Origin of the sequence: Sphingomonas rosea, assembly GCF_039538065.1 — a bacterium.
Classification (GTDB): Bacteria; Pseudomonadota; Alphaproteobacteria; order Sphingomonadales; family Sphingomonadaceae; genus Sphingomicrobium; species Sphingomicrobium rosea.
Genome location: NZ_BAABBR010000001.1, coordinates 728658 through 754341 on the forward strand (window position 1 = coordinate 728658; position 25684 = coordinate 754341).

The window sequence follows — 25684 nt, forward strand, 5'->3', positions numbered from 1 at the left end:
TTCCTAGCTCGGCATGGCATGACCTCCGTCCTTGTTCAGCTCGCCGATGTTCGCCTCACGCTTGGCAAGGGCTCGGCCCGCACCGAGATCCTCCGGGGAATCGATTTCATCATCGCCGAGGGCGAGACCGTCGCGGTGCTCGGCGCATCGGGTTCGGGCAAGAGTTCGCTGATGGCGGTGATCGCGGGCCTAGAGCGAGCGACCTCCGGCTCGGTGCAGGTGCTCGGTGAGGACATGAGCCGGCTCGGCGAGGACGCGCTGGCGCGGCTTCGTGGCCGCTCGGTCGGGGTGGTACTACAGGCCTTTCACCTGCTTCCGACCATGACTGCGCTGCAGAACGTCATGGTCCCGCTCGAGCTCTCCGGCGCGACCGATGCGCGGGATCGGGCGCGCGCCGAACTGGCCGCGGTCGGGCTCGGCGCGCGCGAAGGCCATTACCCTGCGCAGCTTTCGGGCGGGGAACAGCAGCGCGTGGCAATCGCCCGCGCCACCGCCCCGGCACCGAAGCTGCTGCTCGCCGACGAGCCGACCGGCAATCTCGACGCCGCGACCGGTGCCCGGATCATCGACCTCCTATTCGACCGCGTGGCGGCGGCCGGGGCGAGCCTCCTTGTCATCACGCACGATCCCGTGGTGGCGGCGCGCGCGGGACGGATCGTGCGGATCGCCGACGGGCTGCTCACCGCATGATCGCCGGGCTCCGGCTCGGCCGCCGGGACCTCGCGCAGGGGATCGGCGGGCTGTGGCTGCTGCTTGCCTGCCTCACGATCGCGGTTGCAGGGCTGGCCGCCGTCACCAGCCTCGCAAGCGCGATCGGCTCGACCATCGACGGTCAGGCGCGCGAGTTGCTCGGGGGCGACGTGGCGCTCAGCGTCTCGCAGCGGCAGGCAAGCGAAGCGGAGCTGGCGGCGATGCGCCGGCTCGGTACCGTCCGGGGCAGCGTCACCTTGCGCAGTACCGCGCGGCTGCCGGGCGAGCGGACCGTGCTGGTCGACCTGAGCGGGATCGAGCCGGGCTGGCCCGCCGCCGGGCGCATCACGCTCGCCTCGGGCCGGCTGCCCGGAAGCGCTGGCGAGGCCGCGGTCGGGCGCGAATTGGCCGAGCGTTATGGCCTCGGCATCGGGAGCCCGGTGCGGATCGGCTATGCGAACCTTCGGGTCAGCGGCATCGTCGACGAACTCCCCGCGCCATCAGGCTTTGCCCTGTCGCCGCCGGTTCTCGTGAGCCAGGCCGGCCTCGCCGCCAGCCGGCTCGTCCAGCCCGGCAGCCTTTACACCAGCAGCTACCGCCTCGCGCTTCCGCCGGGCGCCGATGGCGCAGCGCTCGGCAAGGCCTTCCAGCAGCGCTTTCCTGATGGCGGCTGGCGAGTGACCGACAAGGGCGACGCCGCCTCGGGCACGCGACGCTTCACCGACCGGACGGGACAGATGCTGCTGCTGATCGCGCTCGGCGCGCTCGGGATCGGCAGCATCGGGATCGCGTCGGCCGCCTCGGCCTTCGCCGCCTCGCGCCGCGCCACCATCGCGATCCTCAAGGTCCATGGCGCGCGGCAGCGCGACCTGCTGATCATGCTGGGAACGAGCGTCGCCCTGCTCGCCGGCCTGGCGATCCTGCTCGGTCTCGCGATCGGCGCGGTGGTGCCCGGCGTCGTCGGCAAGGCGGCGGCCGATCTCCTTCCCGTGGCCCCCGATCCCAGCCCGCAGTGGGGTGCCCTTGGACGCTCGGCCCTGTTCGGCCTGTTGGTGACGCTCGCCGCTACCTGGCTTCCCCTCGCCCGGGCAGCCCGGGCACGACCGGCGGCGGTGCTCCGCGGCGACGTCGATGAAGGCGGTACGCGTGCCCGGGACCTCATCGTGCCTCTGCTTGCCGCCGCTGGCGTGGTCGCGCTGGCGATGCTCACCTCGGAAAACAGACTGACGACGGGAGTGACGATCGTTGGCGCGCTCGCGCTGGCCTTCCTGTTCGCGGGTGCCGGCTGGGTGATCGCACGGCTCGCCCGCGCCGCGAGCGGCGTCGGCGGCCCCCTGACCCGCCTCGGCCTTGCCGCGCTCCACCGTCCGGGCGCGGCGACCGTTCGCCTCAGCGTCGCGCTTGGCCTTGGCCTGTCGCTCCTCGTCGCGCTGTCGGGAGTCGGGGCCAGCATCCGAAGCGAGCTAGGCGAAAACATTCCCGCCAAGGCCCCGGCCTTGTTCATGCTCGACATACCCGCCGCCGAGGAAGCCCGCTTCCGGCAACTTGCGGCAGCGACGGCGCCGGGCGCCGACCTTCGCCTTGTCCCCTCGCTGCGTGGTCCCGTGACGGCCTTGAATGGCCAGCCGGTCTCGGCGATGCGCGCCATCCCCGAGGGCGCGTGGATCCTGCGCGGCGATCGCGGCCTGACCTTCGCGCGCGACCTTCCGGTCGGCAACAAGGTCGTCGCGGGAGGCTGGTGGCCGCGCGACTATGCCGGCCCGCCGCTGGTCAGCATCGACATGGAGGCCGCCAAGGCGCTCAACCTCAAGATCGGAGACACGCTGACCGTGGCCGTGCTCGGCGTTCCGATCGAGGCGCGGATCGCGAGCTTTCGGACGATCGACTGGCGCAGCTTCGGCTTCAACTTCGCAATCATCTTCGCACCGGGCACGCTCGAGCAGGCGCCATACACGTTGATGGCGACGATCGCGCCGCCTCGCGGAACCTCAACCCTCCGGTTCGAGCGCGACCTTGCCGAGGCGCTGCCGATGGTCAGCACCATCCGGGTGAGCGACGTCGTCACCCGAGTGACCGCGATTCTCGAGGGCCTCGACGGCGCGATCCGGATCGCGACGCTTGTCGCCATCCTCATCGGGGTGACTGTCCTCGCGGGCGCGGTCGCCGCCACGCGCCGGGCACGCACCCGCGAGAGCGTGCTTCTGAAGCTTGTCGGTGCGTCGCGCTCGGACGTCCTTAAGGCGCAGGGAATCGAGTTTGCGGCGATGAGCGGGGGAATCGTTCTCCTGGCCTTCGCCGCCGGCACGATCGCCGCGTGGCTGACTGTGACCAGGCTGTTCGACTTCGCCTTCCGGCCCGACTGGCTGATCCTGGTCGCGCTTCCGCTGGCGGGGATGCTGGTGGCAATCCTGACCGCTCTCGGCGCCGCCTGGCCGGCGCTCCGGGCCCGTCCGGCCGCTGCGCTTCGCGACCTTTGAAGGGCCATCAATCCATCGCAAAGCGCCGCAGTGTCACGGAACCTTCACGAGGCCCATGCCGTTGAAAGCCCTCGAAAGGATTATCGGCATGACTAGCTTCCCGTCTCTTGGCGACCTCGGCCTCAAGCACGATCCCAAGGGCCGCGGCTATCATGCGGTCTACCGCGACCACGAGGTCAACCACTGCCCCGGCTGCGGCCGTACGCACTGGCTGATCGGTCGGATGTCGGCCGAATGTGCCTTCTGCGCGACGGCCTTGCCGCTCGCCGAAGCGAGCACGCGGCATCATAGCGGTCCCGCGGTGATCCAGCATCGCAACCGGAATCAAGGACACGCCTGGGCGGCGTAACGAGACGTCCCCACGGCGTCAGGGAAGGGCAGCGGTAGTAGCGCTAGCCTGTCGATTGGGGACGACTAACGCGAGGATGAAGGCGCCGGTGTCCGTCTGACGGGCACCGGCGCATTGCATAGGTCGACCCCTCCGGCCGGGACCTGGAAGAACTGATCCTGCCGATTGGCCCGCGCGTGAATATAGCTCGCGAAGGTCGCGCCCGTGGTGCGCATCACCTGGAAGCTCGGACGATCGGTTGCCGGCATCGCCGACGCGAGGCGGACCGAGGCGATCTTCCGCGCCACCGTCCCGGCCTTGTAGAACCCAAGCGCCTCGGTGCCGCGCGGCAGCGCCGACATGTTCTCGATCCCCTCGATTACCCGGCCGACGAGCGCGATGTTGCGATCGAGGTGGCGCGGGGCCTGCCCGATCACCGCGTAGAGCTCGCCGCCCATGCCCGTGTCGGGTGCCATGTCGCGGCCGACACCGACCATCCCGTAGCAATGGGTGAGATTGGCCCGGCCCGTCTTTGGATTCCATGCGACCGGCCAACCGCCGGCGTGCCCGACACGCGGCGCATATTGATCGGCATAGCCGAGCGGCCGCAGGGTCAGCCCCTTGACCGATCGGCTATATTCCGCCGGCGGCTTGGCGACGACGCCCGCCGGGGTCGGCGGACCGCCCTCATTCACCCCCCATTGCGCGACATAATTGTCCTGCACCCGGTAGATGCTCGAGCCCTTCCAATAGCCCGCATTCGCGAGCGCGCGGACGTTGGCGACGTGAACCGGCGCGAAGTCGGGCGCGAGCTGGATGACCGTCCGTCCACCGCCCTCATAGTCGATGACGAGAAGATCGGCCGGCGACACCGTCTGCCAGTCGGCAGCGGGCGCCTTGGACACGATTTCGGAGGGGGTTAGCGGCTTGGCCGAGGGCGCGGCGGCCACGGCGGCGAGAGCGAGGAGCGCGATCATGACCTTACCCTATCGCGGGATGACGCGTTGCGGTAGCACCCACCCCATGTTCCTCGCCAAGCTGATGCTGCTCGGATCCGGTGAACTCGGGCGCGAGTTCGCGATCGCCGCCAAACGCCTCGGTTGCATGGTCGTCGCCTGCGACCGTTATCCCGGTGCTCCCGCAATGCAGGTCGCCGATGCGAGCGAGGTCTTCTCGATGCTCGACGGCGCGGCGCTCAGGGCCGCAGTCGAGAAGCACCGCCCCGACTTCCTCGTTCCCGAGATCGAGGCGATCGACACAGCCGCGCTGGCGCAGCTCGAGGGCGAGGGCTGGCACGTGGTACCCTCGGCAAAGGCCGCGCAGCTCACCATGAACCGCGACGGCATTCGCCGCTTCGCCGCCGAGGAGCTCGGCCTCACCACCAGCCGCTACCGCTTCGCCGAGAGTGAGGACGAGGCGCTCGCCGCGGTCGATCACGTCGGGTTGCCTTGCGTCATCAAGCCCGTCATGTCCTCTTCGGGCAAGGGGCAAAGCACCGCCACGACGACAAATGAGGTCCGCTCCGCCTTCCGCAACGCGATCGAGAAAATGCGCGGCGACCGGCCGCGGGTGATCGTCGAGGAATATATTCGCTTCGACAGCGAGATCACGCTGCTGACGGTCGCGGCGGCCGACGGCGTGCATTTCTGTCCGCCCATCGGGCATCGCCAGGAGGCGGGTGACTATCGCGAGAGCTGGCAGCCGGCAGCGCTCTCGCCCGGCGTGCTCGAGGCCGCCCAGCGGCAGGCGGCGACGATCGTCTCGGCACTTGGCGGCCGAGGACTGTTCGGCGTGGAGTTCTTCGTCGCCGGCGACCGCGCGATTTTCTCCGAGCTCAGCCCGCGTCCGCATGACACCGGCATGGTGACGCTCATCAGCCAGTCGCCGAACGAGTTCGAACTCCACCTCCGCGCCATCCTCGGCCTGCCTGTCGCACCGATCCTCGCTGCGGGTCCGAGCGCGTCGGCGGTGATCCTTGCCGACCGGGCTAGCACCCGATTCCGCTTCGAAGGCGTGACCGACGCCCTCGCCCTTTCGCAAGAGGCAACCCCGGTCGACCTTCGGCTGTTCGGTAAACCGGAAACCCTTCCGGGTCGGCGCATGGGCGTGGCGCTTGCGCGCGCGGCCAGCACCGAGGATGCCGTAGCGCTCGCCAAGCGCGCCGCGGCGGCGGTCCGGATCGATTACGAAGAGGAATGACGATGCGCCTGTTGTTCGTGCCCGCCCTCCTTCTCGCCACCGCCGCCTGCGGAGGCGGCGACAACAAGGCGGCCGCGCCCAAGGACCCCGCCATCGCGGTCCGCGGACCCGAGCAGGAGCGGCTTCACCAGCTCACCGACGAAATGCGCGACATCGCGCTCAAGCGGGCGATCCTCGCCAGCGGCCTGCGCTGCAAGCGGGTGGTCCGCTCGGGCTACGTCACCGAGTATAACAAGCTGTCGATGTGGGAAGCCGACTGCGACGACAAGCGGCAGTGGGGCATCTTCGTGGGGCCCGACGGCAGCGCTCAGGTTCGTCCCTGCACCGACAATGCGCGCTTCAAGCTGCCGGCTTGCCAGATCGCGGCCGATCCCAGCGGCCGCACCGCGCGGGGCATAAAAAAGGAGGGCTGACCGTTCGGTCGCCCTCCTCATCATCATTTGCACTCACCGCAGCGCCTAATCGCAGCGGCGGCTTTCCTTGAACTCGCCGGTCGCGGTCTTTTCGCGAACGACGATGCAGTTGCCCTGCTTGCTTTCCTCGCGCCAGCTTCCGTCCGGATTGTTGATTCGGTTGCCGGGCTTGGGCACGCGCTGGCCGTTGCAGATCATGTAGTTGAGGCCGGGCGGCGAGACGCAGCCCTGCCCGCTCGACTGCGCCGCTGCCGTCCCCGGCAACGCCGCTAGACCGAAGCCGGCCGCGGCGAGCGCGGCAGCAAGGGTGGTGGACATCAACGTACGCATCGAATCAGGCTCCTTCGCAAGAATGCTGATACGCGAAGCGACCTGAACCGTCGATGACGGCAGGCCGCTCTGCTCTTGCGATGAATCGAGCCGCCCCGTTTGGGGACGGTTCAGCCAGAACTTAGCCCTGGCGCGCCTTGAAGCGGCGATTCGTCTTGTTGATGACGTAGGTACGGCCGCGACGACGGATCACGCGGTTGTCCCGGTGACGGTCCTTGAGGCTCTTGAGCGAATTGCGAATCTTCATGGCGGGACGCCCGTCTCTTTATATACTGGTTGTCGGCTGACGCCCGTAGGCTTCGGCGAGCGCCCCTATGGGAGGGCGCCGCCCGAGTCAAGGTTTGGCGAAGTAATCGCCCTTCTTCCAGGCCGGCCGCTTGGGGCTGTCGGCGAGCTCGCGGGCGATACGATAGTTGAGCTCGCCATAGCGGGCCAGCGCGCCCCAGTTGATTGCCTGGTTCAGGTCGTCGTTCGGACGGTGATAGGTGTCCTCGAAGAACTTGTCCCAGAACGGCTTGCCGCCATTGGCATGGCCGGTGAACATCAGGATCGCCGGGATGCCGCGCAGCACCAGCGGATAATGGTCCGAGCGGACAAAGATGCCCTGCTCGGGCATGGGGTCCGGACCGACGGAAATGCCCATCGTGCGGCCGGCCTTGGCGACGGCGTCGGCGATCGTGCTGTGTTCGGCCCCGAAAGCGGTGACGTCGGTAAAGTCGTAAAGCGGGAGCGGCATGTCGAGATCGACGCCCGCGACGATATCCTTCACCGTCGGATGCTCGGCCCAGTAGGACGCGCCCAGAAGGCCCAGCTCCTCGCCGGTGTTGGCGACGAACAGGAGCGAGCGCTTGGGTCGCTGGCCCGACGCCTTGAAGCGCTCGGCGGCCTCGAGCATCGTCGCGACCCCCGCGGCATTGTCGAGCGCGCCGTTGAAGATCGCGTCCTCGCCCGGCTTGGCATTTTCGTTGATGCCGAGGTGATCGAGGTGGCCCATCAGGACAACATGCTCGCCCGCAAGGCGCGGATCGCTGCCGGGCATGCGGCCGATGACCTCGGGGCTGGTGAAGTCGCTCCAGCTCGACTTGACGTTCATCGCGATCGACGATCCCAGCGCGAAGCCCGGAAGCGGCTTGCCCGCCGCGCGGGCGGCGAGGATCGCGGAATAGGGCTTGGGCGAAGCAGCGAAGAGCCGCTCGGCGAGCGAGCGGGCGATGACGCCGCGGACGCGCAGACCCATCGGGGTCGAACCGGCGCGGCCGGCCTTGTCGATCCAGTCGGTCACCGGACGGGTGCCGGCATTGCCGCCGCTGATGTCGAGGATGCCGATTGCGCCGGCCTGCGCCGCCATCTCGGCCTTGCGAGAGGACAGGTGGGCGGCGATGTCGCTCGGCAGGCCCGGCGGCGTGCCGCCCAGCGTGATCACGATCTTCCCGCGAACGTCGAGCCCGGCATAATCGTCGAGCTTGAGCTTGGGGTCGCGGAGGCCGTAGCCGACGTAGACCAGCGGCGCGCTGAGATTGCGGACCGCCTCGGTCACGCTCGGGCGAACCGCGATGTCCTTGGTCGTCAGCGCTTCGGTCTTGCCGCCGAGCGTCAGATTGAAGGTCGGCGTGCCGTCGATCGACGCGCGGCGGAAGGGCACGCGCTGGTACCAGGTGCCATTCTCGCCGGCGGGCTCGAGGCCGAGCGCCTTGAAGCGGCTGGCGACATAAGCAGCGGCGATCTCATGGCCGCGCTTGCCGGTGCCGCGACCCTCGAGCAGGTCGTCGGCCAGGAACTGGACGGTGGCATGGACCCGGTCGGCCTGATCCTGCGGCGCCTTGTAGAGCGGTGCGATTTTGGCGGTGGGCGCGGGCGCCGCGGCGATGAGGACCGCGGCGAGCGGGACGGCGAGCAGATTCAGGCGCAAACGGCGGCTTCTTTCTGAAAGAGGCGGCGCTCCCAGGACAGGGCGCTTTCGATGATGGTCCCGGTATCGGCGAAGCGCGGCTGCCAACCCAGTCGTTCGACCAAGCGGCGATTGGCGGCGACCAACTGCGGGGGATCGCCCGCGCGGCGCGGTCCGAGGACGCGCTTGACCGGCGTTCCGTTCACCCGGTCGAGCATCTCGAGCATCTCGAGCACCGACGTGCCCCGGCCGTAGCCGCAGTTGAAGGTGAAGCTCTCGGCCGGGTCGGCGATCAGGGCCTCGAGCGCGAGAACATGGGCGGCGGCGAGATCGGCGACGTGGATATAGTCGCGGATGCAGGTGCCGTCGGGAGTCGGATAGTCGGTGCCGAACACGTCGACGTGGCTGCGCTTGCCGACCGCTGCCTCGCAGGCGACCTTGAGGAGGTGGGTCGCGCCCTTGCCGATCTGGCCCGAACGGCCCTTGGGATCGGCCCCGGCCACGTTGAAGTAGCGCAGCGCGCCGTAGTTGATGGCGCCGGTGGCCGCGACATCACGGAGCATCTGCTCGGTCATCAGCTTGGACCAGCCGTAGGGATTGATCGGGCGGGTCGGGGCGTCTTCGTCGATCGGCACCGTTTCGGGCGCGCCGTAAGTCGCGGCGGTCGATGAGAAGAGGAGATGGCGGACGCCCGCCTCCATCGCTGCGCCGAGCAGCGCGTGGCTCGCGACGGTATTGTTGCGATAATAGAAATGCGGGTCGGTGACGCTTTCGGGAACCACGATCGAACCGGCGAAATGCATGATCGCGCCGACCCGATGCTCCTTCAGGACCGCGCGCATGGCGGCCGCGTCGCCGATGTCGGTTTCGATCAGCGGCACCTCGTCGGGCACCACCTCGCGCGAGCCGTTGGAGAGGTTGTCGACCACCACCACCGGCCATCCCGCGTCATAAAGAGCGAGGACGGCGTGGCTTCCGATGTAGCCGGCACCGCCGGTGACGAGGATCGTGGGCTTGCTCATGGCTGTCGGCGCTAGCGGCCAGCCAAGTTGAAGGAAAGAGCCGCCTTTTGACGCCGTGACGTCAGTCGACGCGGGTCCAGACCTGCGTCTTGCAGATGAGGCCCGCAAAGCAGCCCGACACGCTCATCTTGCCCGGCGCCTGCATGGTGACCGTGCTTCCGACCTTGGAGCGGATCTTGGGGACATAGACCTGCCCCTTCCACTTGCCGTGGCCGGCAGGACGCAGGTTGGTAAGCATCTGCTCGCCCTCCAGACCGTCTTCCATGCCGCGGGCCTTGGCCTTGGCATCCTCCCGAGCCGAGGCGCGGACGACCTTGCCGCACCAGGCCTCGCCGCACGGCGCGATACGCACGACGATCGACTTCTTGGGATTGGTCCACAGGCCTTCGAGCGGGCTCTGCGCCATCGCCGGGGTCGCGAGCAACGCCAGGGCCGAAGCGAGAAAAGCAAGGTTTCGCATGGACGTGCCTATAGCATGGGAGTCTTTCGCCAGCCTTGCCGAAGCGTGGCGGGATTGTGGCGTCAATAGGTCGGGCAGTTGATGACTCGCGCCTTGGGGATGACCTCGGCGTCACGCGGGTGGCGGGCCATGGGCGGGCGGCTCGGCCCTGCCCCGTCTCCGCGCCCGACCTGCGGATCGAAGTGCTGGCTGTCGCTCAGCGAGCGGAGCCGCCAGCTGTCGTCCTCGAGCCGGCTGGCGATCAGGTGGCATACCGCCTCGTCGTGCTGGACGATGCCGTGCACGACCATCAGCCGGGCGCCCATCACCACCTTGCGCTGGGCGGCGAAGGCATCGGGCCAGACGACGAGGTTGGCATTGCCCGTCTCGTCCTCGAGCGTGATGAAACACACGCCCTTGGCGCTTCCGGGGCGCTGGCGGATGAGCACAAGTCCTGCGAGGCTGACGCGCTTGCCGTAGCGGACGTCGCGCAGGTCGGCGGCCCGGACGAAGCCGCGCGCCGCATAGTGATCGCGCAGGAACTGCATCGGATGCGCCTTCAGGCTGAGGCGCGTGGTCTGGTAGTCGCTGACCACATGCTCGGGGAGTGGCATGGCGGGGAGGATGGCTTTCTCCCTTTCCTCCCCCTCCTCGCGGGCACGAGCGGCGGCGAAGAGCGGAAGCTCGGGCGCGGGCCGGAGCGTCCGCGCGTCCCACAACGCTTGGCGGCGATCCATCCCGATCGAGCGGAAGCAGTCGGCCTCGGCGAGGCGGACGACGGCATGGGGCGGGACCTGGCCCCGGCGATGGAGGTCCTCGACCGCCTTGTAGGGGGCCGCCGCGACCAGCCGCGCCGCATCCATCGCGCGCAGTCCCTCGACCTGGCGGAGGCCGAGGCGCAACGCGACTTCGGCATGCGTCCTTCGACTTCGCTCGGGACGAACGATGCCCTGGGTCGCGACATCCGTTCGTTCGTCCTGAGCGGAGTGGAGCGCAGTCGAAGGGCGCGGGACCTCGAGAGAGCAATCCCAGCCGCTCTCGTTCACGTCGACCGGCAGCACCGTCACTCCGTGCGCCTGCGCGTCCTTCACGATCTGGGCGGGGGCGTAGAAGCCCATGGGTTGCGAATTGAGCAGCGCCGCGGCGAAGGCGGCGGGATAACGCCAGCGCAGCCAGCTCGAGACGTAGACGAGATGCGCGAAGCTCGCCGCATGGCTTTCGGGAAAGCCATATTCGCCGAAGCCGCGGATCTGGTGGAAGCAGCGTTCGGCGAACTCGCGCTCGTAGCCGCGCGTGACCATCCGCTCGACCATCTTGTCCTGGAGGAGGTCGATGGTGCCGCGCGAGCGGAAGGTCGCCATCGCCTTCCTGAGCTGGTTGGCCTCGGCGCTCGAGAATTTGGCCGCGTCGAGGGCGATCTTCATCGCCTGCTCCTGAAACACCGGCACGCCGAGCGTCCGCTTGAGGATGCGCTCGAGTTCGTCGGGCGGGCCATGGTCGGGCGAGGGGCGCGGATAGTCGACCGGCTCCTTGCCCTGCCGGCGCTTCAAGAAAGGGTGGACCATGTCGCCCTGGATCGGGCCCGGGCGGACGATCGCGACCTCGATCACCAGGTCGTAGAAGCAGCGGGGCTTCAAACGCGGGAGCATGTTCATCTGCGCCCGGCTCTCGATCTGGAAGACGCCCAGCGAATCGCCCTTGCACAGCATGTCGTAGACGCGGGGCTCCTCGCGCGGGACGGTGGCGAGGTCGAGTTTTCGCCCATGCACTTCCTCGATCAGCCCGAAGCATTTGCGAATGCAGGTCAGCATGCCCAATGCGAGCACGTCGATCTTGAGGATGCCGAGATCCTCGATGTCGTCCTTGTCCCATTCGATGAAGGTGCGGTCGGGCATCGCGCCGTTGCCGACCGGCACCGTCTCGATCAGCGGTCGCTCGGTCAGGATGAACCCGCCGACATGCTGGCTGAGGTGGCGCGGCATGCCGATCAATTGCTCGGCGAGCTTGATCGTCCGGGCGAGATGCGGGTCGGTGAGGTCGAGCCCCGCCTCGGTGACGTGGGTTTCGGTGACGTCCTCGCCCCAGCCCCAGATGGTCCCGGCGATCGAAGCGCAAATGTCCTCGGACAGGCCCATCACCTTGCCGACCTCGCGGATCGCCGAGCGCGGGCGATAGTGGATCACGGTAGCGCACAGGCCGGCGCGGTCGCGGCCATATTTCTCGTAGATATGCTGGATCACTTCCTCGCGCCGCTCGTGCTCGAAATCGACGTCGATATCCGGCGGCTCCTTGCGCTCCTCGGAGATGAAGCGCTCGAACAGGAGGTCGGTGGTGGAAGGGTCGACCGCGGTGACCGACAGGCAATAGCAGACCGCGCTGTTCGCCGCCGAGCCGCGGCCCTGGCAAAGGATCGGCGGCTCGCAGCTTCGAGCAAAGGCGACGATGCTGTGAACCGTCAGGAAGTATCGCGCGAAGTCGAGCCGCTCGATCAGCCGGAGCTCGTGCTCGATCTGCCTGACGACCTTGTCGGGGACGCCATCGGGATAACGCTCGGCCGCCCCCTCCCAGGTGAGGTGGATCAGTTGCTCCTGCGGAGTGCGCCCCTCGGGCACGCTTTCGCGCGGATATTCGTAACGCAGCTCGTCGAGGCTGAAGTGGAGGCCGTCGGCGAAGTCGCGCGTCGCGGCAATGGCGTGGGGCCAGCGCTCGAACAGCCGGATCATCTCGTCCGGGCCCTTCAGATGCCGCTCGGCATTAGGATTGAGCCGCGTGCCGGCAGTGGCGAGCGTCACCTTCTCGCGGATGCAGGTCACGATGTCCTGCAGCGGGCGCTTTTCGGGGACGTGGTATAGGACGTCGTTCGACGCGAGGATGGTCGCGCCGACACTCCGCGCCAGACGGTCGAGCCGCTCGATCCGCGCGAGGTCGTCGCCGCGATAGAGGTGCGTGGCAGCGATGTGGCGGAGGTCGGGCAACGCGGCGCGGATCGCGGGCAGCCGCGCCTCGAACGCGTCGAGGTTCTCGCCCGGGCAGGCGATGAAGGCGATGCCCTCGCGGTGCTCCGCGACATCGTCGAGGGTGAGGTGACACTCGCCCTTGGGAGCGCGGCCCTGCCCAAGGCTCAGCAGGCGCGACAGGCGGGCATAGCCTTCGCGGTCGCGCGGGTAGGCGAGGAACTCGATATCCCCGCCCTCCCCCTGCGGGGAGGGGGCCGGGGCGAGGCCGGGTTCGTGAAGTCCCGGGCGGATCGCGACAACCCCTCCCCCGGCCCCTCCCGCAGGCGGGAGGGGAGACGATTGGATCACCAGCCGGCACCCGATCAGCGGCTTCAGCCCGGCCGTCTTGGCATTGGTGTGGACCCGCACGACCCCGGCCAGCGTGTTGCGGTCGGCGACCCCCATCGCGTCCATACCGAGTTCCATCGCGGTCGGAATGAGCTCGAGCGCGTCGGACACCCCGCGCAGGAACGAGAAGGGCGTGGCGATGCCGAGCTCGACGAACGCGGCCTTGGGCATCGGCGGGAGCGGACCGTCCTCGCGCTCGAGCCGGCGGCGGGCATAGCCTTCCTGTTCAGGCATGACCCGGCCTCACGCGAATAGCCCGTGGACGAACCACAAGGGCGCGCCGCCGCGGCCGTCACCGACGACGCCCTCGCGGAAAATCCAGAAGCGGCGGCCCTCGCTGTCCTCGACCTTGTAATAGTCACGCAGCCGGGCGGTGGAGCGCTCGCGCCACCATTCGGGCGAGATCCGCCGTGGTCCCTGCGCGCGGGCGATGTCATGCACCTTGCGGCGCCACACGAAGCGCCGCGGCAGCCCCTCGGGAGTGGCGTAGATGACCGCCACTTCCTCGGGAGCATCGAGGAGCCGGGTGGGCTGGTCTGCGGGGGGCGCGGCGACGGCGGGCGGCGACGGGTCGGTGTCGACTCCCGCGCCCCAGCCGGCCGCGCGCTCGGGCACATGGCTGTCGACCCGGACCGGCCGCCGCACCTTTGACGGGCCGAGCCGGACGCTCAGCCGGTCGATCAGCGCCGCCACCGCCGTCTCGCCCGTGGCCTCTCCGAGCAAGGCGTCCTGTGCCGAATCGAGCTTCTCCCACCAGCGCACCTCGAGCGCGAAGGCGTCGATCCCGAAGCCGGGGTCGATTCCCTGCCGCTCGAGCATGCCCGACAGGAGCCGATGGAGATGGTCGGGCGCGCGCGTCGGGATCGAGGTCGCGACCTGGACCTCGCCGAGACTGCCGTCGACCCGGAAGGCGGTCAGGACGAGGTGCCGTGCGCCGAGCTTGCGGGTCGCCAGTTCGCGCGCCAGCGGCGGGACCAGCCGGGCCAGCGCCTGTGCCGCGGCCTCGGGATGAACCACCGGCTCCTTGATCGGCAACAGCGCGCGCGGCGGCGGATCCTCGGGCAAAGGGGTAAGCGGCTCGGGCTTGCGGCCAAGCGCGCGGTCGAGCGCATCGAGCGGGTGTTCGTCCTTGGGAAAGCGCCGGGCGAGCGCCTTGCGCGGCACGCCGGCAAGGTCGCCGACCTGCTTCAGCCCCAGCCGCACCAGCATGTGATTGGCCACCGCCGACAGCCGCAGCGCCGCGATCGGGAGCGGCGCCAGGACGCGCGCCAGTTCCTCGTCATGGACCGGGCGCGGCTCGGCAGCATAGCGGGCGAGGCCCCATGCGGCGCCGGCGGTCGGGGCGATCGCGGCCCGCGCGGTGACCCCCATGGCGGCGAACCGCGCTTCCATGTCGCGCATCAGCCCCTTCTCGTCGCCGAACAGGTGCGCGACCCCGCTGACATCGAGCCGCAGCGCATGCGCGCCATCGACCTCGACCAGCGGCGACCAGCGGCTCGCCCAGCGCGCCGCCGCGCGTAGCCATGCTTCCTCGCCCGCGACGTCGGCTTGCTCGGCCTCGAGTCCGGGATCGAGCGCCCGCGCGTCGGTCAGCCGACCGCCGGGCCGTGCGCCGCGCTCGGCGGCCGCCGGGGTGACCGCATGGATCAGCTGGCCGTGACGCCCCTCGAGCGTGAGCACCACCGGCCGGGCCAGCGCCTCATCCGGTGCGTCGCTGCCATTGGCCCAGCGCTCGATCGCCAGGTTCGGCAGCCACAGGGAGCAGATTCGGCGGTTCACGCCCCACCACCCATCGTCCGGGCAGCCGCCGGCGCGAGCGGAAGAGTTCGGCGTCCCAGCGTGGGCTGCCCGGGGCCTTGGGGTCGAAGGAATGGGTTTCGCTCGGCGCGCTGCCCAGCCGCCAGCGCTCGCGCGCGCCGCTGAGATTGGCGCTGCCCTGCAACCGGACTAGCCAGCAGGCGACCCCGGACTTTTCCGCCGCCACGGCCAGCCGCCGTGTCGCGGTGAAGTCGAGCGCCTGCGGATCGCCCCACAATTCGCCGATGACGCCGCCTAGCGCAGGGCATCGCAGGCCTTCCTCCATCGCCCACAGGGCAGCCTTGGCGTCGCGCGCCTCGACATGGATGAGCTCGGCGGCCAGTGGCCCGAGACCGGCCGCATGGACCCGCCCGCCCTCGAGGATCGCCATCCGCTCTTGGATCCACAGCAAGGGCCGGGCCGGAGCAACCTGCGCGAGGACGAAGCCGGTCCATCCGGCGTCGCGCGGAGAATCGGCGAAAAGTTCGGACAGGATGGCGCTGCCGGCACCCGGCGAAAGCCGGAGCGCGGGTTTGTCGCGGGCAGGCAAAGGCCATTGGTGCCCGGCCTGTGCCGGAAAACCATCCTCTTCAGCCGCACGGCTCCCGCCGCCGGCGACAAGGCGAAAACCTCGATCCACACGACTCGCAACGTTCTTGTTCTGCTTTTGTTCTTATTCGCGCGAGTATGCGAACGGAGTCAATCGGGCGACTCCAGCTACTTCAAATTGGTCCGCTGCTCCTCACAGACAGATGCGGCAAAACGGGCCACCGGCCGCAACGTCGGGCTGGATCCGCGCTCGGCATAGGACTTTTCGCGGATGATGCAGGCGTCGATCGACCGCATTGCCAGGCTTCGCCACGCCCTCGCCGGATCGGCGCTGCGCTCGAGAAACTGGAGCTCGGCGGCATGCGCCGGCCGGAGCGTCGCCGATGGCAGGATATTGAGGCGTCGCCCGGCAAGATTGAGCTGCGCCGCAATCCCGCGCTGCCCGGCCGCGATTCGGTCGGCCTCGGACGTGAGCCCCGGCACCCGCTCCGCGATCAGCTCGGCCGCGCGGACCAGCAGCAGGGTCCGCGACGCCGACTCACCGACATATTCCTGCGGGCTGACCAGACCGGCCGACGATCCCGATGGGCGATCGACGCGCGGCGGGACCCGAACGGGCTCAGGCGCCGGTCTCGTCGCGCAGCCGGCAAGAAGCCCGCAGGCGACGAGAGCCGCTACGCGCTTCACCGACCGATCATCGTCTCGGGGCGGACCACCCGGTCGAAGGTCTCCTCGTCGACCAATCCTAGCTCGAGCCCCGCCTCCTTGAGACTCTGCCCCTTCTTGTGGGCATGCTTGGCGATGCTTGCGGCGTTGTCGTAGCCGATCTCGGGCGCGAGCGCGGTGACCAGCATCAGGCTGCGCGCGACGAGGTCGCGGATATGATCCTCGTTGGCGACGATCCCGTCGACGCAGCGCTCGGCGAAGCTCACCATCGCGGTCGCCAGCAGTTCGACCGAGCGCAGCACGTTCGACCCGATCAACGGCATGAAGACGTTGAGTTCGAAATGGCCCTGGAGACCGCCGACGGTTACCGCCTGCTGGTTGCCGATGACCTGCGCGCAGACCATCGTCAGGCTTTCGACCTGGGTCGGATTTACCTTGCCCGGCATGATCGAGCTGCCCGGCTCGTTCTCGGGGAGGCTGAGCTCGCCGAGGCCCGAGCGCGGCCCCGATCCCAGGAAGCGGATGTCGTTGCCGATCTTGGTCAGCGCCACTGCCAGCGTGTTGAGCGCGCCGTGGAAGAAGACGAGCCCGTCACGGGCCGCCATTTCGGCAAATTTGTTCGGCGCGGGATGGAAGGAGGAGCCGGCGATGTCGCTGATCGCGGCGCACATGTCGTCCGCCCAGCCCTCGGGCGCATTGAGCCCGGTGCCGACCGCGGTGCCGCCGATCGCCAGCTTGCGCAGATTGCCCTCGAGCGCGCCCTCGATCCGGGCGCGGCATGCCTTGAGCTGCGCCGCATAGCCGCTGAATTCCTGGCCCAGCGTCAACGGGGTCGCGTCCTGCGTGTGGGTCCGGCCGATCTTGACGATCCCGTCCCAAGCCTTGGCCTTGGCCTCGAGCGAAGCGGTCAGCCGGTCAAGCGCGGGATAGAGCTGCTGCTCGGCCGCGAGCACGGCGGCGACGTGAAGCGCGCTCGGGAAGCTGTCGTTCGAGCTCTGGCTCTTGTTGACGTGGTCGTTGGGGTGGACCGGGGTCTTGCCCCCGCGGGTGCCGGCGAGCGCTTCGTTGGCGAGCCCCGCGATCACCTCGTTGACGTTCATGTTGGTCTGGGTGCCGCTGCCGGTCTGCCAGATCGAGAGCGGGAACTGGTCGTCGTGGCGGCCGGCAATGATCGCGGCGGCCGCGGTCTCCATCGCGTCGGCGAGCTTGGTGTCGAGGCCATGCTTGCGGTTCACCCGCGCCGCCGCCTGCTTCACGATCGCCTGGGCGTGGACCAGCCGGATCGGCATGCGCTCGCGCTCGCCGAAGGGGAAGTTGCCGAGGCTGCGCTGGGTCTGCGCACCCCAATAGCAGTCGGCCGGGACCTCGATCGGTCCAAAGCTGTCGGTCTCGGTGCGGGTGTTGGTCATGCGCTTCCTTCCGTCATCCCGGCCTTGAGCCGGGATCCGCCTTGTTCTTCAGCGCGCGTCAAAAGGAAGGCAGACGCCGGGTCAAGCCCGGGGTGACGCCAAGCGTCATTTCTTACGAGTGAAGTCCACCGAGACGACGTTCGAGCCGTCCTCGACCGGGGTCGCGACCGGCGCGTCATTCTCGGCGGCATCATGCTCTTCATGGCCGTCATGCTCGGCGCCATTGGCCTGGAACTTGAGGCTGAAGTCGACCGCCGGATCGACGAAATCGGTCACGGCCGCGAACGGCACGCGCAGCGTTGCGGGGACTCCGCCGAAGCTCAGGCCGACGGTGAAATGGTCGGGCGCGACATGGAGGTCCCAGAAACGGTGCTGGATGACGATGGTCATCTCGTCCGGGAAGCGCTGGGCGAGGTGCTTGGGGATTTCGACACCGGCGAAGCGCGTCCGGAAGGTGATGTAGAAATGATGCCCGCCGGGCAGCCCGCCGCCCTTCTCGATCGAGGACAGCACGCGGCTCACGACATCGCGCAGCGCCTCCTGCACGATCTCGTCATAGGGAATCAGGCTTTCTGCGCTCTCGTCGGCCATGGCCCGAACTGGTAGCGAGGCCGGCATTAGGGTCAACCGGGAAACGCCTCCATGCCAATTGATCACAAGCATCCCTATGACGAAAACAACATCTTCGCGCGCATCGTCCGGGGCGAGCTCCCGTCGAAGAAGGTACTCGAGACCGAGCACAGCCTGGCCTTCCATGACATCAACCCGCTCGCCGCGATCCACGTGCTGGTGATCCCGAAGGGCCCCTATGTGAGCTGGGAGGATTTTTCCGCCCGGGCGTCCGAGGCGGAAATCGCCGACTTCGTCCGGGCGATCGGCGAGACCGCGCGCCAAGTCGGTGCCGAGCCGCAGGGCTACCGGCTCCTCGCCAATGTCGGGAAGCGATCGGGCCAGGAGGTCGCACACCTCCACGTGCACATCTTCGGCGGGCAACCGCTCGGGGCCATGCTCGCCCGCTGAACCGCGATTTCAGCGCGATGTGACAACAGCATTGCGCCTCCGGAACTAGCCGCTAGGCTCCCGCGCCACGAATTCCTTGGAGGGGATTGAATTACTTATGGCAACATCGGCACCCAATGAGGGGCTGTTCGGGCGGGTCAAACCGCTCGATGCAATTCTCCGCACCGCGGAGAAAAAGTCGCTTCACCGCACGCTCGGCGCGTTTCAGCTGACGCTGTTCGGCATCGGCTGCGTCATCGGCACCGGCATCTTCGTGCTGACCGCCGCCGGCGCCCAGAAGGCTGGTCCCGGCCTGATGCTGGCCTTCGCCATTGCCGGCGCGGTCTGTATCGTCGCTGCCCTCTGCTACGCCGAGATCGCGGCCATGCTGCCGGTCGCGGGTTCCGCCTACACCTACACCTACACGACCATGGGCGAGATCCTCGCCTGGACGGTCGGCTGGGCCCTCATCCTCGAATATGCCGTCGCGGCGAGCGCCGTGTCGGTCGGCTGGTCCGGCTTCTTCTCCGGAACGGTCCTCAAGGAATTCCTCGGGGTGGAGTTGCCGACCTGGTTGTCGGGCGCCCCGCTCGCGCTCGGCGGAATCGAAGGCGGGCTGATCAACCTGCCGGCGGTCTTCATCGCCCTCATCATCACATGGCTGCTGATGATCGGCACCACCGAAAGCGCCCGCGTCAACGCGGTGCTGGTGGCGATCAAGGTCACCGCGCTGACCGCCTTCATCGGCATCACGCTGACCAGCTCCTACTTCAATGCCGACAATTTCAATCCGTTCCTGCCCGCCGGCGTCTTCGGCGGTTTCGGTTCGGGCCTCGGCGCGGTCGGCGCGGCGGCGACGATCTTCTTTGCCTATGTCGGTTTCGACGCGGTCTCGACCGCGGCGGAGGAGACCAAGAACCCGCAGCGCAACGTGCCGATCGGCCTGGTCGGTTCGCTCCTCTTCTGCACGGTCTTCTACATCCTCGTCGCCGCTGGTGCGATCGGCACCATGGGCGGCCAGCCGATCATGGGCCCGAACGGCGTGCCTTTCCCGGCCGGCTCGGAAGAGCTCGCCCGCCAGTGCGCCACCTACGCTGCCGACAAGCTGCCGCTGGTCTGCTCGAACGAGGCACTCGCCCACGTCCTGCGCCAGATCGGCTGGTCGGGCGTCGGTAACGCACTCGGCATCGCCGCCTCGCTGGCGTTGCCGTCGGTCATCCTGATCCTGATGTTCGGCCAGACCCGCATCTTCTTCGTGATGAGCCGTGACGGCCTGCTCCCCGAGAAGCTCTCGGCGGTGCACCCGAAGTGGAAGACGCCGTATATCGTGACCGCGATGACCGGCGGTGCGGTGGCCTTTGCGGCGGCCTTCCTGCCGGTCGGCAAGCTCGCCGACATCGCCAATGCCGGTACGCTCTACGCGTTCATGATGGTCGCTATTGCGGTCATGATGCTGCGCAAGACCGCTGCGGACCGCCAGCGCAGCTTCCGCACCCCGGCGCTGTGGCTGCTTGGACCGCTGACGATCGCGGGTTGCATCTTCCTGTTCTTCAACCTGCCGATCGACGCCATGCTCGTGCTCCCCATCTGGGGTGCCGTCGGCATGCTGGTCTATTTCGGCTACAGCCGCAAAGCGAGCCATCTCGGACGTGGCATCGTCGACGTGCCGGAAGGCGATGTCGACGCGCTGAACCCGAGCGTCGCCGGAGTCGGTGGCGAGGGCGACCACCGCAACTGATCGGCATCACAAGCCAAAAAGAAAGGGCCGGAGCAGCGATGCTCCGGCCCTTTTGCTTTGTGCCCTCTGGGCGGGATCAGCCGAGGATGTCGCCGGCCAGCGCCTTGAGGTCGGCCTCGGGGCGCGCGCCATAATGCTGGATGACCTCGGCCGCGGCGATCGCGCCCAAGCGGAGCGACGCCTCGAGACCGAGCCCGCGCGCCTGTCCCGCTAGGAAGCCGGCCGCGAAAAGGTCGCCCGCCCCGGTGGTGTCGACCAGCTTGTCGATCGGCTCGGCCGGAACCGACGCCCGCTCGCTGCCCGCGACCGCCACCGCGCCCTGCTCGCTGCGCGTGACCGCGAGCACCGGCACCTTGGCGGCAAGCGCGGCGAGCGCCGTTTCGAAGTCGCGCTCGCCCGTCATGGCGAGAAGCTCGGCCTCGTTCGCGAAAAGGATATCGACCTTCTTCTCGTCGAGCAGACGGTGGAAGCCGTCGCGGTGGCGGTCGACGCAGAAGGTGTCGCTCAAGGTGAAGGCCACCTTGCGCCCGGCCTCGCGCGCGGCGGCGATCGCCGCTTCCATCGCGGCGCGCGGCACTTCGGGATCCCAAAGATAGCCTTCGAGGTAGAGGATGCCTGCGTCGCGCACCGCTTCGAGGTCGATCGCCTCCGGCGACAGCTGCTGCGCGGCGCCGAGGAAGGTGTTCATGGTCCGCTGCGCGTCGGCGGTGACGAGGATCAGGCAGCGCGCGGTGGCACCGACGTCGCCGCGCGCCGGCGTGTCGAACGCAACGCCGAGACTGCGGATGTCGTGCGCGAAGATGCCGCCGAGCTGGTCGTCGGCGACCTGGCCGATGAAGGCGGTCTTGATGCCGAGCGCCGCAAGTCCCGCCGCGGTGTTGCCGGCCGACCCGCCGCTCGCTTCCTTGCCCGGGCCCATCAGACCGTAAAGGCGCTCGGCCTCGGCCTCGTCGATGAGCCGCATGCTGGCCTTGTCGAGGGCCTGGCTCTCGAGAAAGGCGTCGTCGGCATCGGCGATCACGTCGACGATCGCATTGCCGATGGCGAGCACGTCGTAGCGGGGCTGGGTCATGGAAGGTCCTGCAATGGCGGTTTTAATGGCCGCGGCGGGTAGCGGCGGCGGTTCGGCGCGTCCAGCCTTGCGCCGCGCGGCCACCCTCGGCACTAGCGCTTGATGCGTCGCCTGCTTCCGTTTGCCGCCCTTGCGATCACCGCCTGCGCGAGCACGCCGCCCAAGGTCACCTACACGCCGATCGCGCGTCCGCCGGTGGCCGAGGTTCGCACCGGCCTGTCCGGACTGACGCAGACGGCGCTGGTCGAGCGGTTCGGTAATCCGAGCTTCCAGGTTCGCGAGGGCAGCGGCCTGAAGCTCCAGTGGCAGAATGGCGCCTGCGTACTCGACGCCTACCTTTACCCGCCGGCAAGCGGCGCCGGCGCGGCGAGCGTCCTCCATGTCGATGCCCGGCGTCCGGGGAGCGGCGACACGATCCCGGTCGAAGGCTGCATCACGGCCCTGTCGGCGCGCTAGCCAGTCGTTCCAGTGCCCACGTCGCGGCTTCGGCGACGACCGGATCGGCATGGCCGGCCAGCCTTTTCACCGGTCCCAGAAGCGCGTCGTCACCGCTGTTCCCCGCCGCGATGAGACAATTACGCAGGAACCGGTCGACCCCGATCCGCTTGATCGGACTACCCGCAAAGATCGCGCGAAAGCTCGCGTCGTCGAGGGCGAGCAAGTCGGCGAGCCGCGGCGCAGTGAGTTCGGCGCGCGGCAGGAACGCCTTGTTCGCCTGCGCCTGGCTCGCGAACCGGTTCCACGGACAGGCGGCGAGGCAGTCGTCGCAGCCGTAGATGCGATTGCCGAGCGCCTCGCGAAATTCGGCCGGAATTGGTCCCGAATGCTCGATGGTGAGATAGCTGATGCAGCGCCGGGCATCGATCTGGCCCGGGCCGTCGATCGCGCCCGTCGGGCAAGCCACCATGCAGGCGGTGCACGACCCGCAATGCAAGCTCGCCGGCGGGTCCGGCTCGAGTTCGAGCTCGGTGAAGATGACCCCGAGGAACAGCCAGTTGCCGTGCTCGCGCGACAGGAGATTAGTGTGCTTGCCCTGCCAGCCGATCCCCGCAGCGGCACTGAGCGGCTTTTCCATCACCGGCGCGGTGTCGACGAACACCTTGAGCTGCGACGGCACCGCATCGACGATGAACCGGGCCAGCGCCTTCAGCGCCTTCTTGACCGTCTTGTGGTAATCCGCCCCCTGCGCATAGACGCTGATCCGCGCCCGGTCGGGCGTGCCGGCAAGCGCCCGGGGATCGCCCGCCGGGGCATAGCTCATCGCCAGCGCGATCACGCTTTTCGCCTCTTGCCATAGCGCCTGCGGGTGGGCACGCTGCCCGGCGCGCTCCTCCATCCAGCCCATCGAGCCGTGGCGCCCGGCCGCGATCCATTCCTTCAGCCGCTCGCCTGCCTCGGGCACCGCGTCGGCGCGCGCAAAGCCGCACGAGACGAAGCCGAGGTTTTCGGCCTCGGCGCGTATCCTTTCCTTAAGGCTTGCGGGTTCAAGCACGGCGTCTCACTACAGAGCGGGGACAGGGGAGACCAGTCGAGTGCTGCAGCAAGTCACCGGCGAGGGCATGGCGGTCGAAGCCCGCAACCTCGTCAAGACCTTCGGGGACAAGCTTGCGGTCGACGGCGTGAGCCTTTCGGTCCCCACCGGCTCGATCTTCGGCCTTCTCGGCCCCAATGGCGCAGGCAAGACCACGTCCTTGCGAATGCTGCTCGGGATCATCGATCCCGACAGCGGCGAGCGGACCCTCCTCGGTCGTTCCTCTCCGCTCGAGGCCGCGAGCGAAGTCGGCTACCTGCCCGAGGAGCGCGGACTCTATCCGGCGATGGTCGTGCGCGAGGCGATCGCGTTCATGGGTGCGCTTCGTGGCCTTCCGCTCGCCGAAGGTCGTCGCCGCGCCACCGACATGCTCGCCGAGCGCGGCTTCTCGGACTGGGCGCAAAAGCCCATACGCACCTTGTCCAAGGGCATGGCGCAGACCGTGCAATTGCTCGGCACCCTTGTTCATCGCCCCCGGCTGATCGTCCTCGACGAACCGTTCTCTGGCCTCGACGCGATCAACCAGGAAAAGCTCGAGGAACTGATTCGCGCCGAGGCGGCGGCGGGCGCGACGGTGATCTTCTCGACCCACGTCATCGCCCATGCCGAGCGCCTGTGCGAGCGGATCGCAATCATCGCCGCGGGCAAGGTCGCATTCGCCGGCGCGGTCGATGCGGCGCGCGACCGGCTCCGGCCGATAGTCCGCCTCCAGACCCGCGCGAAGGAGGGTCCGTGGCAATTGGCCCTCCCGGCGGACGCGCGCTGGACCGGCCGCGAATGGCGCTTCGAACTGCCACCCGAGGGTCCCGAGCCGCTGCTCCGTGCGCTGCTCGAGCATGACGCCGGGATCGAGACCCTTTCGATCGAGCGGCCGGGGCTCCACGACGCCTTTGTCGCCATCGCCGGATCCGCCGCGGCCGAAGCCATGGGCCAGGGAGTCGCCGCATGATCCGCCGTCTCAACAAGCTGCAAGCCGCGATGGTCATCGCCCGCCGCGACTACACCGCCACGGTGTTCAGCCGGACCTTCCTGTTCTTCCTGCTCGGCCCCCTATTTCCCTTGCTCATCGCCCTCCTCTTCGCGGGCATCGGCGCGCGGGTCGCGCAGGACGAAGGCCGCCCGCGGATCGCCGTCATCGCCGCGCCGGCTGAATTCGCACGGCTTCGGGACGCGCGTGACGAACTCGACGAGGTGCCCGGAATCGCTCGCCTGCCCGAACTCGTCGCGGCCGCCCCCGGGGCGAATGCCGAGGCGCTGCTAGCCGATCGCAAACGGCCTATCGTCGCGGTGCTGAGCGATCCCTTCGGAGCGCCTCGGATCACCGGATCGATCGATTCGAACAACGCGCTGGCCGGACAGGCCGTGCTGATCATGTCGCGTGCCTCGCCCGACACCAGGCCGCTGCCCGGTATCGTCATCAAGCGGGTGGCGGCGACCTCGGGCTCGGTCGAAGCCGTGCGCTCGACCACGGCGCGGGCCGGCCAGGCCGTCCTCTTTTTCCTGACCCTGCTCCTCTCGGGCATGCTCCTCTCACAATTCATCGAGGAGAAGTCGAACAAGGTCATCGAGGTGCTGGCGGCCGCCGTTCCGGTCGAGACCGTCTTCATGGGCAAGCTCTTCGCAATGCTGAGCGTCAGCCTCACGGGCATCGCAGTATGGTCCTCGACCGGGCTCGCCGCGGCGGCCGTGCTGGTGGATCCGGCCAAACTCGCCAGCGCGCCCGAGCCGGCGGTCGGCTGGCCGGTCTTCGCGCTCCTCGGCTGTGCCTATTTCGCGATGAGCTACCTGCTGATCGGCGCGGCGTTTCTCGGCATCGGCGCGCAGGCGGGCACTGCGCGCGAAGTGCAGACGCTCTCGATGCCCGTGACCATGGCGCAGGTGGCCCTCTTCGCGCTGGCCAATTTCGCGGTCAGCGAACCCCATGGCCCGCTCGGCATCCTTGCTGCCGCCTTCCCGCTCTCTTCGCCCTTCGCGATGATGGGCCGAGCCGCGCTCGATCCCGCCATCCTGCCGCATCTCGCGGCGCTGGCGTGGCAGGGCCTGTGGGTCGCGATCATCCTCAAGTTCGCCGCCGCCTGGTTCCGGCGCTCGGTGCTGAGCGGCAAGGCGGGCAAGCGTCGCTGGTGGCAGCGCCAGCTCGCCAAGGCCTGATCGTCAGGCCGCGGCCTTCTGCTCGTACATCGCCTGATCGGCCCGGGCGAGGACGTCCTCGGGCCGGTCGCCGGGCCGGATCTCGGCAATCCCGATCGCGGCCGACAGCGGGATCGGGCGACCGTCGAACTCGAAGCCCGAATCGGCCATCCGGTCGGTCAGCCGGAGCGCCGTCTCGGTCGCCTGCTGGAGGTCGACCCGCTCGAGCAGCACCGCGAATTCGTCCCCGCCGAAGCGCGCGACGCAGTCGCTCTGGCGGACCCCGCCCGTCAGCAGCGCGGCGATGTGAATCAGCGCGGCATCGCCCGCCTCGTGCCCGAAACTGTCATTGACCATCTTGAGGCCATCGACATCGACGAACAGCATCGCGCTCGAATCGCCATAGCGCTCGGCCCGGTCGATAAGCTTGCCGAGCTGGCGCATGAAGCCGCGCCGGTTGGGAACTGGAACGAGGCTGTCACGGTGCGCCAGCTGGTCGAGTTCGCCGACCTGACGCTCGAGCCGCGCGACCATCTCGCGCAGCCGGGCGATCTCGGCCCGAAGGACAAGCGGATCATCCTCGACCATCGACGTCTCGTCGGTCATTGAAAGTCCCATGGCTGACGCGGGAGCGCTCCATAACGCATGACGGCCTGCTTGGGG

The 25684-nt window shown here is 68.7% G+C and carries 25 protein-coding genes; 10 read left to right on the forward strand and 15 right to left on the reverse strand.

Features of this window, described 5'->3' with window-relative positions:
• Positions 1–18: 18 nt before the first annotated feature.
• From ABD693_RS03535 to ABD693_RS03545, 3 genes are all read left to right on the forward strand, one after another.
• Positions 19–690, forward strand: coding sequence for an ABC transporter ATP-binding protein (locus ABD693_RS03535; RefSeq protein WP_344695622.1), 672 nt, complete (start codon positions 19–21; stop codon positions 688–690).
• Entirely contained in the window at positions 687–3167 is a 2481-nt protein-coding gene (locus ABD693_RS03540; protein ID WP_344695623.1) for an ABC transporter permease, read from the forward strand. The genes ABD693_RS03535 and ABD693_RS03540 overlap by 4 nt, the downstream gene beginning before the upstream one ends.
• Positions 3168–3255: 88 nt before the next feature.
• Positions 3256–3516, forward strand: coding sequence for a hypothetical protein (locus ABD693_RS03545; RefSeq protein WP_344695624.1), 261 nt, complete (start codon positions 3256–3258; stop codon positions 3514–3516).
• A 65-nt stretch (positions 3517–3581) separates the two neighbouring features.
• On the opposite strand, the gene ABD693_RS03550 is transcribed toward ABD693_RS03545, so the two are convergent.
• Positions 3582–4472 (reverse strand): peptidylprolyl isomerase, encoded by an 891-nt coding sequence (locus ABD693_RS03550; protein WP_344695625.1) that lies wholly within the window; start codon positions 4470–4472, stop codon positions 3582–3584.
• On the opposite strand from ABD693_RS03550, the gene purT reads away from it, so the two are divergent.
• Together purT and ABD693_RS03560 are read left to right on the forward strand one after the other, a co-directional pair.
• A complete protein-coding gene (gene purT / locus ABD693_RS03555; RefSeq protein ID WP_344695626.1) occupies positions 4471–5694 on the forward strand; it encodes a formate-dependent phosphoribosylglycinamide formyltransferase in 1224 nt (407 codons plus the stop codon). The genes ABD693_RS03550 and purT overlap by 2 nt on opposite strands.
• Before the next feature lie 2 nt (positions 5695–5696).
• Entirely contained in the window at positions 5697–6107 is a 411-nt protein-coding gene (locus ABD693_RS03560; protein WP_344695627.1) for a hypothetical protein, read from the forward strand.
• A gap of 45 nt (positions 6108–6152) precedes the next feature.
• Here ABD693_RS03560 and ABD693_RS03565 read toward each other — a convergent pair whose 3' ends face one another.
• The 11 genes from ABD693_RS03565 to ABD693_RS03615 all read right to left on the reverse strand — a co-directional run bounded on the left by ABD693_RS03565 (position 6153) and on the right by ABD693_RS03615 (position 18142).
• Complete coding sequence (locus ABD693_RS03565) at positions 6153–6437, reverse strand: hypothetical protein (RefSeq protein WP_344695628.1); 285 nt, start codon at positions 6435–6437, stop codon at positions 6153–6155.
• 121 nt (positions 6438–6558) lie between these two features.
• Complete coding sequence (ykgO, locus tag ABD693_RS03570) at positions 6559–6684, reverse strand: type B 50S ribosomal protein L36 (protein WP_003046794.1); 126 nt, start codon at positions 6682–6684, stop codon at positions 6559–6561.
• An 87-nt stretch (positions 6685–6771) separates the two neighbouring features.
• On the reverse strand, positions 6772–8346 hold the full coding sequence (locus ABD693_RS03575; RefSeq protein WP_344695629.1) for a M20/M25/M40 family metallo-hydrolase: 1575 nt from the start codon (positions 8344–8346) through the stop codon (positions 6772–6774).
• Positions 8337–9347, reverse strand: coding sequence for a UDP-glucose 4-epimerase GalE (galE, locus tag ABD693_RS03580; RefSeq protein ID WP_344695630.1), 1011 nt, complete (start codon positions 9345–9347; stop codon positions 8337–8339). Before galE ends, ABD693_RS03575 begins: the two co-directional genes overlap by 10 nt.
• 61 nt (positions 9348–9408) lie before the next feature.
• Positions 9409–9807, reverse strand: coding sequence for a DUF2147 domain-containing protein (locus ABD693_RS03585; protein WP_344695631.1), 399 nt, complete (start codon positions 9805–9807; stop codon positions 9409–9411).
• 62 nt (positions 9808–9869) lie between these two features.
• Positions 9870–13364, reverse strand: coding sequence for an error-prone DNA polymerase (locus ABD693_RS03590; RefSeq protein ID WP_344695632.1), 3495 nt, complete (start codon positions 13362–13364; stop codon positions 9870–9872).
• 9 nt (positions 13365–13373) lie between these two features.
• The gene (locus ABD693_RS03595) at positions 13374–14909 is read right to left on the reverse strand and encodes a Y-family DNA polymerase (protein WP_344695633.1); all 1536 of its coding nucleotides are present in this window, start codon (positions 14907–14909) and stop codon (positions 13374–13376) included.
• Entirely contained in the window at positions 14830–15477 is a 648-nt protein-coding gene (locus ABD693_RS03600; RefSeq protein ID WP_344695635.1) for an ImuA family protein, read from the reverse strand. The genes ABD693_RS03595 and ABD693_RS03600 overlap by 80 nt, the downstream gene beginning before the upstream one ends.
• Positions 15478–15644: 167 nt before the next feature.
• Complete coding sequence (locus ABD693_RS03605) at positions 15645–16163, reverse strand: hypothetical protein (protein ID WP_344695636.1); 519 nt, start codon at positions 16161–16163, stop codon at positions 15645–15647.
• A complete protein-coding gene (gene fumC / locus ABD693_RS03610) occupies positions 16160–17551 on the reverse strand; it encodes a class II fumarate hydratase (protein WP_344695637.1) in 1392 nt (463 codons plus the stop codon). Before fumC ends, ABD693_RS03605 begins: the two co-directional genes overlap by 4 nt.
• Before the next feature lie 105 nt (positions 17552–17656).
• The gene (locus tag ABD693_RS03615; protein WP_344695638.1) at positions 17657–18142 is read right to left on the reverse strand and encodes an SspB family protein; all 486 of its coding nucleotides are present in this window, start codon (positions 18140–18142) and stop codon (positions 17657–17659) included.
• A gap of 51 nt (positions 18143–18193) precedes the next feature.
• On the opposite strand from ABD693_RS03615, the gene ABD693_RS03620 reads away from it, so the two are divergent.
• Positions 18194–18571 carry an HIT domain-containing protein gene (locus ABD693_RS03620; RefSeq protein WP_344695639.1) on the forward strand — a complete coding sequence of 126 codons (378 nt, stop codon included), beginning with the start codon at positions 18194–18196 and terminating at the stop codon, positions 18569–18571.
• 97 nt (positions 18572–18668) lie between these two features.
• Positions 18669–20288 (forward strand): amino acid permease, encoded by a 1620-nt coding sequence (locus ABD693_RS03625; RefSeq protein WP_344695640.1) that lies wholly within the window; start codon positions 18669–18671, stop codon positions 20286–20288.
• A 76-nt stretch (positions 20289–20364) separates the two neighbouring features.
• Here the strand turns inward: ABD693_RS03625 and ABD693_RS03630 are convergent, their stop codons facing one another.
• Positions 20365–21360: an adenosine kinase gene (locus ABD693_RS03630; RefSeq protein WP_344695641.1), complete on the reverse strand. Its 996-nt coding sequence runs from the start codon at positions 21358–21360 to the stop codon at positions 20365–20367.
• A 102-nt stretch (positions 21361–21462) separates the two neighbouring features.
• Between ABD693_RS03630 and ABD693_RS03635 the strand changes: the two genes are divergently transcribed.
• Positions 21463–21816: a hypothetical protein gene (locus ABD693_RS03635; RefSeq protein ID WP_344695642.1), complete on the forward strand. Its 354-nt coding sequence runs from the start codon at positions 21463–21465 to the stop codon at positions 21814–21816.
• Here ABD693_RS03635 and queG read toward each other — a convergent pair.
• Positions 21794–22852 carry a tRNA epoxyqueuosine(34) reductase QueG gene (queG, locus tag ABD693_RS03640; protein WP_344695644.1) on the reverse strand — a complete coding sequence of 353 codons (1059 nt, stop codon included), beginning with the start codon at positions 22850–22852 and terminating at the stop codon, positions 21794–21796. The two genes, ABD693_RS03635 and queG, sit on opposite strands and share 23 nt — an antisense overlap.
• Before the next feature lie 67 nt (positions 22853–22919).
• Between queG and ABD693_RS03645 the strand changes: the two genes are divergently transcribed.
• Both ABD693_RS03645 and ABD693_RS03650 read left to right on the forward strand, forming a co-directional pair.
• Complete coding sequence (locus ABD693_RS03645; protein ID WP_344697566.1) at positions 22920–23840, forward strand: ABC transporter ATP-binding protein; 921 nt, start codon at positions 22920–22922, stop codon at positions 23838–23840.
• Entirely contained in the window at positions 23837–25042 is a 1206-nt protein-coding gene (locus tag ABD693_RS03650; RefSeq protein WP_344695645.1) for an ABC transporter permease, read from the forward strand. The genes ABD693_RS03645 and ABD693_RS03650 overlap by 4 nt, the downstream gene beginning before the upstream one ends.
• Positions 25043–25045: 3 nt before the next feature.
• Here ABD693_RS03650 and ABD693_RS03655 read toward each other — a convergent pair whose 3' ends face one another.
• On the reverse strand, positions 25046–25627 hold the full coding sequence (locus tag ABD693_RS03655) for a GGDEF domain-containing protein (protein WP_344695646.1): 582 nt from the start codon (positions 25625–25627) through the stop codon (positions 25046–25048).
• Positions 25628–25684 lie beyond the last annotated feature (57 nt).